General features: G+C 71.4%; 1 protein-coding gene. It reads left to right on the top strand.

The genetic code is table 11. The features are described from left to right. Positions 1-9 precede the first annotated feature (9 nt). Positions 10-322 (top strand): hypothetical protein (locus MXD60_RS26375; protein WP_248822404.1); only part of this gene is annotated, 313 nt, incomplete at its 3' end.

Raw genomic sequence — 322 nt, 5'->3', positions numbered from 1 at the left:
TGGAGATCCGTGTCCACCCTGCTCCACGCCGCCGCCGGGCCGATCGCCCCGGCCGGCGACCTGCACGCCGCCGAACTCCACGCCGCCACCGAGCTGGGACTCACCCCGGATCAGGCCAACCGGCTCGCCGGCAACTGCGCCGACTACACCGCCCGCGCCGGGCGCCATTTCGAGCGGCTGGTCGATCTCGGCGCGCAGGTCCAGGCGGCGATGTCCAGTCCGAACATCAAGGACCCGGAGTCCCGTGACGCCGTGGCGTCGCTGATGGAGCAACGCGCGCAGGAACTCCGCGCCCTCGAAACGTTCTACCTGGACTTCTGGC

The organism is Frankia sp. AgB32, from assembly GCF_023243045.1.
Taxonomy (GTDB): domain Bacteria; phylum Actinomycetota; class Actinomycetes; order Frankiales; family Frankiaceae; genus Frankia.
Note: the sequence above shows the minus strand (reverse complement) of the source record. Positions and strands in the feature narration are given on the sequence as shown.